At 69.2% G+C, this 10,547-nt stretch carries 11 protein-coding genes; 5 read left to right on the top strand and 6 right to left on the bottom strand.

Annotation, left to right across the window (positions count from 1 at the left end; genetic code table 11):
* Positions 1–15 precede the first annotated feature (15 nt).
* A complete protein-coding gene (locus AD72_RS30475; protein ID WP_031470089.1) occupies positions 16–252 on the bottom strand; it encodes a hypothetical protein in 237 nt (78 codons plus the stop codon).
* A 93-nt stretch (positions 253–345) separates the two neighbouring features.
* Between AD72_RS30475 and AD72_RS30470 the strand changes: the two genes are divergently transcribed.
* Complete coding sequence (locus tag AD72_RS30470; protein ID WP_082469239.1) at positions 346–1,056, top strand: TetR/AcrR family transcriptional regulator; 711 nt, start codon at positions 346–348, stop codon at positions 1,054–1,056.
* Positions 1,057–1,526: 470 nt separating this feature from the next.
* On the opposite strand, the gene AD72_RS30465 is transcribed toward AD72_RS30470, so the two are convergent.
* A complete protein-coding gene (locus tag AD72_RS30465) occupies positions 1,527–2,723 on the bottom strand; it encodes a DUF445 domain-containing protein (RefSeq protein ID WP_231645053.1) in 1,197 nt (398 codons plus the stop codon).
* A 194-nt stretch (positions 2,724–2,917) separates the two neighbouring features.
* On the opposite strand from AD72_RS30465, the gene AD72_RS30460 reads away from it, so the two are divergent.
* Positions 2,918–4,087 (top strand): pyridoxal phosphate-dependent aminotransferase, encoded by a 1,170-nt coding sequence (locus AD72_RS30460; protein WP_031470086.1) that lies wholly within the window; start codon positions 2,918–2,920, stop codon positions 4,085–4,087.
* Here AD72_RS30460 and dgoD read toward each other — a convergent pair.
* A complete protein-coding gene (dgoD, locus tag AD72_RS30455; RefSeq protein ID WP_031470085.1) occupies positions 4,074–5,225 on the bottom strand; it encodes a galactonate dehydratase in 1,152 nt (383 codons plus the stop codon). The two genes, AD72_RS30460 and dgoD, sit on opposite strands and share 14 nt — an antisense overlap.
* Positions 5,226–5,305: 80 nt before the next feature.
* Here dgoD and AD72_RS30450 point away from each other — a divergent pair, with 80 nt between their 5' ends.
* Together AD72_RS30450 and AD72_RS30445 are read left to right on the top strand one after the other, a co-directional pair.
* Positions 5,306–5,848 (top strand): PadR family transcriptional regulator, encoded by a 543-nt coding sequence (locus AD72_RS30450; RefSeq protein WP_031470084.1) that lies wholly within the window; start codon positions 5,306–5,308, stop codon positions 5,846–5,848.
* Complete coding sequence (locus AD72_RS30445; RefSeq protein WP_031470083.1) at positions 5,845–7,872, top strand: NADPH-dependent 2,4-dienoyl-CoA reductase; 2,028 nt, start codon at positions 5,845–5,847, stop codon at positions 7,870–7,872. Before AD72_RS30450 ends, AD72_RS30445 begins: the two co-directional genes overlap by 4 nt.
* Positions 7,873–7,902: 30 nt before the next feature.
* On the opposite strand, the gene AD72_RS30440 is transcribed toward AD72_RS30445, so the two are convergent.
* The 3 genes from AD72_RS30440 to AD72_RS30430 form a co-directional block, all read right to left on the bottom strand.
* A complete protein-coding gene (locus AD72_RS30440) occupies positions 7,903–8,292 on the bottom strand; it encodes a hypothetical protein (RefSeq protein WP_031470082.1) in 390 nt (129 codons plus the stop codon).
* Positions 8,293–8,381: 89 nt separating this feature from the next.
* Positions 8,382–9,122: a peroxide stress protein YaaA gene (gene yaaA, locus AD72_RS30435; RefSeq protein ID WP_031470081.1), complete on the bottom strand. Its 741-nt coding sequence runs from the start codon at positions 9,120–9,122 to the stop codon at positions 8,382–8,384.
* Between the two features lie 31 nt (positions 9,123–9,153).
* Positions 9,154–9,708, bottom strand: coding sequence for a TetR/AcrR family transcriptional regulator (locus tag AD72_RS30430; protein ID WP_031470080.1), 555 nt, complete (start codon positions 9,706–9,708; stop codon positions 9,154–9,156).
* Positions 9,709–9,803: 95 nt separating this feature from the next.
* Here AD72_RS30430 and AD72_RS30425 point away from each other — a divergent pair, with 95 nt between their 5' ends.
* On the top strand, positions 9,804–10,544 hold the full coding sequence (locus AD72_RS30425) for an SDR family oxidoreductase (RefSeq protein WP_031470079.1): 741 nt from the start codon (positions 9,804–9,806) through the stop codon (positions 10,542–10,544).
* Positions 10,545–10,547 lie beyond the last annotated feature (3 nt).

Genomic DNA, 10,547 nt, shown 5'->3' with positions numbered 1-10,547 from the left:
GTTACGAGACACCCCTTAGGAGCGCTTCTTCTTCTCGCCGTCGAGCACGATGACGATCGAGAACATCACCACGACCACGCCGAGTGGGAGCAGGTATGTCCACGGCCCGGTGATGCCGAGCCCGCCGGTGACCTTCCCGTAGAGACCGCCCTGTTCCCAGCCGACCACCCGCTGAATGAGCGGTAGCAGCCCGAACATGCTGCCGAGCGCGACGCACAGCGCCATGCACACCTCGTACCCCGATTTCGTCATGGTTACGACCGTAACCATAGCTGGTAGGGTTTTCTACGTGGCAGCAGCAAAAATTAGTGGTTACGTCACACGAACTTCGTGGGCTGCGGAAGAATGAGCGTGACGAAAAAATGCGCACGCTGCGGCCGGGGGATCCATACCGGCGGACGCGGGCGACCGCCGCGCTACTGCTCGCGCTCGTGCCAGGCGAAGGCCTACCGCGCGCGTTCGCATCCACCGGAGCCAGGGCCCGCCGCCCCGAGTGCGATCCAGGCGCGGCGGCGCCGCACGATCATCGAAGCGGTGTGGCGGATCGCGGCCGAGCGCGGCCTCGAATCGGCGAGCGTCCGGGAAATCGCCGCGGAGGCCGGGGTCTCCACCAGAGTCGTGCAGTACCACTTCACGGACAAACACCGGATCCTGATCGCGGCACTGGAAGCGCTGCACGCCGAGAACGAGACACGAGCACGTGTTCACCTGGAAGCGCTCGGCGAGACGAGCCGGCCGCGCGAACTACTGCGCACCGTCTTCGAGGAGTTCCTGCCGCTGGACGCGCGGCGGCGGCAAAGCCTGCTCGTACTCACCGCCTACTACGCGCGCAGCCTCACCGATCCGGAGCTGGCACGGGTGTTCCTCGCCGATGCCGACCCCCTCGAGGAACTCGTCACGGGCATCATTGCCGCGAACCCCGGGATCGATCCGCGCCACGAGGCCCGGCTGCTGGTTTCCGGCGTTTCCGGGCTCGCCCTCGATCTGTTGCACGGCACGCGAAGCCTGGAGGAGATACGCGCGACGATCGACTATCACGTACGGCGAGTGCTCTAGGCGCGGGTTTCGTCAGCGGGGCGATCTGCAGCGGAGGATCTGCGGAGGATTTCCGGCGATGACGGGAAGGACTGCGCGATACCGTCGAGCCGGGAACGGGTGGACAGGCTTGTGAAACAGGCTGCGACCGTGCGCCGTGCCGAGCCGGAGTTGCTGCATCAGGCCGCACAGTTGGAGAAAGACGGCACACCGGTCGCCGAGGCCGCTACCGAAGTCGGACCACGCGGACTGACCCACTCCGCACCGTCCTCGACGCACTCGGCACACCCGATCGGCGCAGCCAAAGGTTCTTGGTTCAGCGGCCGAAGTGCTCGACATGGGCTACAACATGGTGCTGCTCTGCGCCCGCCACCACCGCATGATCCGCCACACCGAATGGCAAGTCCGAATACCTCAGGGAAAGCCCGGATTCACCCCACCCGAACACCGAACCCGCGAGCCGCACTCTCCCGGCACAGCCGAGATCGCCGTCAGAACAGCTGCGTCACCGCGTGGATGACCAGACCGGCAAGCGCACCGACGATGGTGCCGTTGATCCGAATGAACTGCAGGTCCTTACCGACCTGGATTTCGATTTTGCGAGAGGCCTCCTTGCCGTCCCAGCGTTCCACGGTGTCCGAGATGAGGGTGCTGATCTCGGTGGCGTAGTTGCGCACCACGTAACCGGCGGCGCCCTCCACCCAACCGTCCACTTTGGATTGCAGCCCGGGGTCGGATTCGAGCCGCTTGCCGAGGTTGACCAGTCCGTCCCGGACCCGCCTGCGCAGTTCGGAGGAGGGATCCTCGGCGGCGTCGAGCAGCATGCGTTTGGCGGTGCCCCACGCGGAGGAGATCAGGCCCTGCACCTCGGGGTGTTCGAGCACCTGCTGCTTGACGTTCTCGGCGCGCTGCATCATCTCCGGATCGGTCTGCAGATCCTTGGCGAACTCGACGAGGAACCCGTCGAGTGCCTGGCGCATCGGATGGTTGACGTCGACCTTGACCGCCCAGGCGAAGGCGAGCAGTTCGGTGTAGACCTTGTCGGCGAGCATCTCGTCGACGAACTTGGGCGACCAGGACGGGGACCGTTCGGCGACCACCCCGAGCACGGTCTCGTGGTTGTCCCGCACCCAGGCGTAGGCGCGATCGGTGACCAGATCGACGAGCCGGTGATGCGATCCGTCCTCGAACACCCGCGCGAGGATCTTGCCCAGCGGCGGGCCCCACGGCTGATCGACCAGCCTGCGCACCACGGCCTGTTCCATGACCGCCTGCACATCCTCGTCGCGCAGCACGGTGACCACACCGCGCAGCACGGTGGCGAGCTCGGCGGTGACCCGCTCGGCGCTCTCCTCCTTGCGCAGCCACGCCCCGATGCGCGCGGCGATGGCCACGCTGGACAGTTTGCCGCGCACCACCTCCTCGGCGAGGAAGTTGGTGCCCACGAAGTCGGACAGCGCGGAACCGATGGTGTCCTTGCGGGTCGGGATGATCGCGGTGTGCGGGATCGGCAGCCCGAGCGGGCGCTTGAACAGCGCGGTCACCGCGAACCAGTCGGCGAGCGCGCCGACCATGCTCGCCTCGGCCGCGGAGTTGAGGTAGCCGACCCAGCCGCTCGGCCCGAGGATGTAGGTCACCACGTACACGATGGCGGCGATGACCAGTGCGGACAGCGCGACGATCTTCATCCGGCGCAGCTGGCGCAGCTTGGCCTGCTGCACTGGGGGCAGTGTTTCGGTCGAGGTCACCGTCCCATTGTGACAGCACCGGCGCTATCGATGGCTCGGCTTCTCACTCGTTCCGGGCCTCGGTCGCCAGGGGCTCCCTCCCATCTCGAAAAACGGTCACTCGCTCGATCGGCGCCTTCGCGTAAACTCCCCGTGTGCGAGAACCACCCATCGTCCCGAAGCTGCGCCCGTTCACCACGACCGTGTTCGCCGAGATGACCGCGCTCGCGGTGCGTACCGAGGCGGTGAATCTGGGCCAGGGGTTCCCGGACACCGACGGCCCCGCGGGCATGCTGCGCGTGGCCACCGAGTCGATCGCGAACGGGATCAACCAGTACCCGCCCGGGCCGGGGATGCCGGAACTGCGTGCCGCGGTCGCCGAGCACCGCACCCGCTACGGCCTGCACTACGACCCGGACACCGAGGTACTGGTCACCGTCGGCGCGACCGAGGCGATCAGCGCGGCCATGCTCGGGCTCGTCGATGCCCAGGACGAGGTGCTGGTGCTCGAGCCCTACTACGACTCCTACGCCGCCGCGGTGGCCATGGCCGGGGCCCAGCGCAGGGCGGTTCCGCTGCGCCGGGACGGGGACCGGTTCGCGATCGATCCGGACGAGCTGCGTGCCGCGGTCGGCCCGCGCACCAGGGCGATCCTGCTCAATTCCCCGCACAATCCGACCGGAACGGTGTTCACCACCGAGGAACTGGCCGGGATCGCGCGGATCTGCGTGGACCACGACCTGATCGCGGTGACCGACGAGGTGTACGAGCACCTGGTCTACGACGGCGCGGAACACCACTCGCTGGCCGAGTTCGAGGGGATGCGCGAACGCACCGTGGCGATCTCCAGCGCGGGCAAGAGCTTCAACTGCACCGGATGGAAGATCGGCTGGGTGTGCGCGCCCGCCCCGCTGCTCGGTGCGGTGCGCGCGGCCAAGCAGTTCCTCACCTTCGTCGGCGGGGCACCGTTCCAGCCCGCGGTGGCACACGCGCTGCGCGCCGAGGGCGAATGGGTCGCCGAACTGCGCGACGGCTTGCAGGACAAGCGGGATCGGCTGGCGAACGGGCTCGCCGAGGCGGGCTTCGGCGTGCTCTCCAGCCAGGGCACCTACTTCATCTGCGCGGATGTGCGCCCGCTCGGGTTCACCGACGGCGCGCAGCTGTGCTGGTCGCTGCCCGAACGCGCCGGGGTGGCCGCGGTCCCGGTGGAGGCCTTCACCGACGAACCCGGTCCGTGGCGCTCGCTGGTGCGCTTCGCCTTCTGCAAACGCGATGAGGTGCTCGACGAGGGCATCGCGCGGTTGCGCAAACTCACCACTCGGTGAGGCGCCCGTCCGGCAGCCGCCACTGCGGGTCCGGGAGCACGTGTTCGGTGTGCCCGCGCTCGAGCGCGCCCGGATCCAGTTCGATCCCCAGTCCGGGGCCCTCCGGAACGGGCAGGTAGCCGTCCACCGGCCGCAGCGGGGCGGGATCACGCAGGTACTCCTGCGGCTCGGCGCTACCCGCTCCCGCGTAGCCGGTGTTGTAGTGCAGCCCGAGTGACTGTTCGAGCATCGGGATTCCCGCGCAGCAGCCCGCCACCTGGAGCGAGGCGGCGAGCGAGACCGGCCCGTTCGGGCAGTGCGGGATCACCGGAACGTCATAGCACTCGGCCATCCGGCAGATCTTCTCCAGTTCGAACAGCCCGGTGAGCGAGACATCGGGTTGCAGGATGTCGACCGCGCCGCCATGCAGCAGTTCGCGGAACTCCCAGCGGGAACACAATCGCTCTCCGGTGGCGATCCGGGTGGCGCCGCGCAGTTCCCCGAGCAGCGATTCGTGGCCCGGCGCGAGCGGTTCCTCGACCCAGAGCAGCCGGTACGGTTCGAGTTCGCGCAGCAGCGGGCGCAGCATCGGTCGGTGCACCCGGCCGTGGAAATCCAGGGCCAGGTCCAGCCGGGTGCCGAACGCCTCACGCAATGCGGCGACCCGCGCGATCACCTCGTCCACCGCCGCGGTCGTCTCGATCTGGTCGAACTCGGCGGTCGCGTTCATCTTCACCACGGAGAAGCCCTGTTCCAGGCGCAGCCGCGCGGCCTCGACCACCTCGCTCGGCCGGTCCCCGCCGATCCAGGCATAGACCCGGACCCGCTCGCGCACCCGCCCGCCGAGCAGCTCCCACACGGGCACTCCGAAGCGGCGCGCCTTGATGTCCCACAGCGCTTGCTCGATCGCCGCGGCCGCGGTGGACAGCACCGGACCGCCGCGGAAGAAGGCGCCCTGACGGCAGCGGGTGGCGATCTCCTCGATCCGGTTCTCGTCCGCGCCGTGCAGCACCCGGCCGAGTTCCCCGACCGCGGCGCGCACACTGGCCAGGCGTTTGGGCACGATCGCCTCGCCCCAGCCGCTGGACCGCTCGGTGTCCACGCGCACCAGGATCCAGCGCGGCCGGACCGGGTACACGGCGATGCCGGTGATCGTCATGCACTCCGTATACCACCCGCGCGCGGTGTTCTTTAGGCAACTGGTTGCAGTGCACCTTGTTGCATAGGTAGCCTCCCGGCATGGCGCTCGAACACGCGATCCTGGTCTCGCTGGAGGAACGGCCCGGTTCCGGATACGAGCTCGCCGGCCGGTTCGACAAGTCCATCGGCTACTTCTGGGCGGCCAGCCATCAGCAGATCTACCGGACCCTGAAGCGGATGGTGGAGCTGGACTGGGTCGCGGTGGAACACGTCGCCCAGCAGGGCCGCCCGGACAAGAAGCACTACCGGATCGCCGCTGGCGGGCGCGCCGAACTGCGCCGCTGGCTCGCCGAACCGAGCGAACCGGCGCACCTGCGCGAGGAACTGGCGGTGAAGGTACGCGGGGCGAGCCTCGGGGATGTGGCCGCGGTCCGGGCCGAGGTCGCGCGGCACCGGGACCATCACGCGGAACGGCTCGACGTGTACCGCGTGATCGAGAAGAACGACTTCCCCGATCCGGGCTCGCTGCACGGCCGGGGATTGCACCAGTACCTCGTACTGCGCGGCGGAATCCGTGCCGAACAGGGCATGGTCGAGTGGTGCGAGGAAGTACTCGAAGCCTTGGGACGTGACCAGTCATGACCGCTTACCCGAACCTGCTCGCCCCGCTCGATCTCGGATTCACCACACTGCGCAACCGGGTGCTCATGGGTTCCATGCACACCGGGCTGGAGGATCGCGCGCGCGATCTGGACAAGCTCGCCGAGTACTTCGCCGAACGCGCGCGCGGCGGGGTGGGGCTGATGGTCACCGGTGGTTTCGCGCCGAACAAGACCGGTTCGCTGTATCCGCTGGCCTCGAAGCTGAGCACTCCCGGCGAGGCACGCAAGCACCGCGTGCTCACCGATGCGGTGCACGAGTCCGGTGGCAGGATCGCGATGCAGCTGCTGCACGCGGGCCGGTACGCCTACCATCCGCTCTCGGTCTCCGCCTCCTCGATCAAGGCCCCGATCAACCCGTTCCGGCCGCGTGCGCTGAGCGAGCGCGGGATCCGCAAGCAGATCGCGGACTTCGGCCGGGCCGCCGGGCTGGCCCGCGATGCGGGCTACGACGGCATCGAGATCATGGGCTCGGAGGGCTATTTCATCAACCAGTTCCTCGCCCCGCGGACCAACAAGCGCACCGACTCCTGGGGCGGGACACCGGAGCGCCGCCGCCGGATCGCCGTGGAGATCGTGCGCGCCGCGCGGGCGGCCACCGGCCCGGACTTCATCATCATCTACCGGATCTCGCTGTGGGACCTGGTGGACGGCGGACAGACCTGGGACGAGGTGCTGGCCCTTGCCGGGGAGATCGAGCAGGCGGGCGCCACCCTGCTCAACACCGGGATCGGCTGGCACGAAGCGCGGGTGCCGACCATCGTGACCTCGGTCCCGCGCGCCGCGTTCACCGGGATCACCGCGAAACTGCGGCCGCACATCGGGATCCCGATCGTCACCTCGAACCGGATCAACATGCCGCAGACCGCCGAGGAAGTACTCGCCCGCGGGGACGCCGACCTCGTCTCCATGGCCCGTCCGCTGCTCGCCGATCCGGACTGGGTGCGCAAAGCGGAAACCGAGCGCGCCGACGAGATCAACACCTGCATCGCGTGCAACCAGGCCTGCCTGGACCACACCTTCTCGCTCAAGCGCGCCACCTGCATGCTCAATCCGCGCGCCGCGCACGAGACCGAGCTGCGCCTGCTGCCGACCCGACGGGCCAAACACATCGCGGTGGTCGGTGCCGGTCCGGCCGGGCTCTCCGCGGCGATCGGGCTCGCCGGGCGCGGGCACGCGGTGGAACTGTTCGAGGCCGAGGAATCCATCGGCGGCCAGTTCGCCATCGCCAAGCGGATTCCCGGCAAGGAGGAGTTCGGCGAGACCATCCGCTACTACCGCCGCCAGCTCGAACTGACCGGGGTGAAACAGCACCTCGGCACCCCGGCGAGCGCGGATTCCCTTGCCGCGGGCGGATTCGACGAGATCATCGTGGCCACCGGGGTCACCCCGCGGATGCCCGCGATCCCCGGCATCGGACACCCTTCCGTGCTGTCCTATGTGGACGTCGTCAAGCACGGGAAGCCGGTCGGTGACCGGGTCGCGGTGATCGGCGCGGGCGGCATCGGGGTGGACGTGAGCGAATTCCTCACCCACGCCGAGTCACCCAGCCTCGATCTGCGCGCATGGCAGGCGGAGTGGGGCGTCACCGATCCGGAGCTCGCCCGCGGCGGGGTGACCGAGGCACGCCCTGAACCCGCACCGCATCAGGTGTATCTGTTGCAGCGCAAGGATTCCCGCATCGGCAAGGGACTGGGGAAGACGACCGGCTGGGTGCACCGCGCCGCGCTGAAGGCCAAGCACGTGCAGCAGCTGACCAATGTGCGCTACGACAAGATCGACGATGCCGGGCTGCACATCAGTTTCGGGGACAAGCACGAGCGCCCGCAGTTGCTCGCGGTCGACACGATCGTGGTGTGCGCCGGTCAGGAGTCGGCCCGCGGGCTCGCCGAGGAGCTCACCGCGCTCGGGGCGGCCCCGCACGTCATCGGCGGCGCCGAACTGGCCGCGGAACTGGACGCGAAGCGGGCGATCGATCAGGGAACCCGGCTGGCCGCAAGCCTGTGAGACCAGCCGGGCGCGCCCGCAGGGTGAGTATTACTGCCGGAATGCCGCGCAGGCGGCAGCGGCGTAGGTCGGGGTCTTACTGCCCCGGTAAGTCACCTCGACCCAGTGGTTGTCGTAGACCTGCTTGTTGTCCGAGCCGACGCAGCTGTACTTGCCGCCGACGACGTAGGGTCCGCACACCGGCTTGTCCGCGGCGGCGTTCACACAGGTCGCGTAGTCGTCACAGCTGAGCGTGGTGACCGCCTTCGCGGTCATATCCGCGCCCTCACGCAGGTTGAGCTTGCACGCGTTGTACTGGCTCGCGTGCACCAACCACGGCGCGTGCTGCGGCTGGCCGGGATTGTCGGCGGCGGCCGCGGTACCGGCGATCGAGAAACCGGCGAGCACCGCGAGGGCACCGGCGGACGCGGCTCTGCGCATGAATGTCACGTTGTCCTCCAGAAAGTTTCCGTAGTAGAGGACGGCAGCGTAGCGAGCCGATTACCGACACGAGTGGGTGATACGGACTCTCAGTCGGTGAGCAGCTCGATCGTGTAGTCGTCGGTCCGCTCCACGTGCAGGCCCGCCTTCGCGACCAGCCGCAGCAGTCCCTCCACAGTGGACGGTTCGGTGCGCGCGGTGGCCAGTACCGCGGCGAGTTTCCCCTTGTAGGCCTTGTTGTGGTGGCTGACCGTCTTGCGCACCCCGGCCGCGTTCTCGGTGACCACGCGCACCGTCACCGCGTACGGCACGCGCGCGAGGTTGGCGTACGCCCCGGAGCGCAGGTCCACGATGAGCCCGTCCATCCCGGCGAGCACCGGTTCCAGCGCGGGTCGCCACAGTGCCGGAAGCGAACCGATCGCGGGCAGGGTGCTCCCGCCGGAGAGGCGGTAGGCCGGGATCCGGTCGGTCCCGCTGGCGATGCCGAACAGCGCGGAGGCCACGGCGAGCCGGCGGTCCGCCTTGGCCCGGGCCGCTTTGCTGAACGAGCCGATGTCCAGCGCGTCGTAGAGCACCCCGGTGTAGCGCTCGAGCGCGGGCAGGGTCGGCGAATCGCGCAGCAGGGCGTTGTGTTCCACCTCGTGTTCCTGGCGGGGCGAGAGGCCGAGCGCACGCAGGCTCGCGGGCACATCCGCGGCGAGTTCGGCCAGCGCGTCGGCGAGCTTGGCGCGCACCGGGTTCAGCTCACCGAAGGCGAGCGAATCCAGGTCGAGCGGGGCACCGTCCCCGCCGAGGGCCTTGGTCTCCGAAGGGGGCAGCAACACGAACACACCGAGCAGCGTAACGGCATGATCCGGGCCACTACTCGCGGCGGCGCACCCCGTTCAGCACGATATCGAGCAGGTGCCGGGCGCGCGCGTCCCATTCCTCCTCCTCGAGCCGGGAGAGGTAGGAGATCAGGATGATCACATCCCGGGCGTCGACGTCCGCGCGGATGGTCCCGTCCGCCTGGCCCGCTTCGAGCAGGGTGGTCACCGCATCGCCGATCGGACCGAGGCTGTGCGCGGAGAGGTCCCGCCAGACCGCGACCTCGACCGCGGCGAACACCCCGCGTTTGACCCGCGCGTACTCGGCGACCCGGTCGAACCAGCGGGCCAGCGCCGCCACCGGCGGGTACTCGGCGAGCAGTTCCGGGGCCGCGGCGACCAGTTCCTCCACATCCCTGCGGTAGACCTCGGCGAACAGGTCCGCGCGGGTCGGGAAATGCCGGTAGAGGGTGCCCTGGCCGACCCCGGCGCGCTTGGCGATCGCGTTGAGTTTCGGTTCCTCCGCTTCGGCGACGGCGGCCCGCGCCGCCTCGATGATGCGCGCGCGGTTCTCGGTGGCGTCGGCACGGCGACTGTGTTTCTCGGACAAGCGGCCCTTTCGGCAAACGGTTTTTCGACAAACGGACATGTGTCCGGTACGTTCGGAGCCAACCGGACACGTGTCCACTCTACTGGAGGAAACCCATGTCAACTCTGCCCGGCACCGTCGTGGCCATCACCGGAGCGAGCAGCGGGATCGGCGCGGCCACCGCCCGGCTGCTCGCCGAACGCGGCGCCACCGTGGTTCTCGGCGCGCGCCGCACCGACCGCCTCGAGGAACTGGCCGAGCGGATCCGCGCCGCGGGTGGCCGGGCCGCCACCTGCGCGGTGGACGTCACCGAACCGGCCGGCCTGGAGCAGTTCGTCGGCCTCGCGGTCACCGAGTTCGGCCGCCTGGACGTGCTCGTGAACAATGCCGGGATCGGCCGGATCGGCCCGATGGCCGAGTTGGACACGGCGAGCTGGTCGGCGATGATCGAGGTGAACCTGCGCGGGGTGCTCAACGGCATCGCCGCCGCCCTCCCGGTGTTCCGGCGGCAGGGCCGGGGCCACCTGGTGACGACCCTGTCCACCGCGGGCCTGCGGATCGTGCCGGACCAGGGTGTCTACGCGGGCACCAAGAACGCGGTGCGCACCCTGCTCGAGGGGCTGCGCCAGGAATCCACCGACGGCGTACTGCGCACCACCTCCGTCTCCCCCGGCTATGTGCGGACCGAGTTCGCCGACCACATCGAGGATCCCGCGGCCCGGGCGCGCGCCGCGGAGAACATGCGGGAGTTCGGCCTCGACCCGGAGGCGGTCGCCCGCGCCATCGCGTTCGCCATCGAGCAGCCGCACGAGGTGGAGATCGGCGAGATCACCCTCCGCCCGACCCGTCAGGGCTGAGCT

Origin of the sequence: Sciscionella sediminilitoris, from assembly GCF_000737195.2 — a bacterium.
Lineage (GTDB): Bacteria > Actinomycetota > Actinomycetes > Mycobacteriales > Pseudonocardiaceae > Sciscionella > Sciscionella sediminilitoris.
The sequence above is the reverse complement of the archived record's forward strand: the minus strand, read 5'-3'. Positions and strand labels throughout refer to the sequence as shown.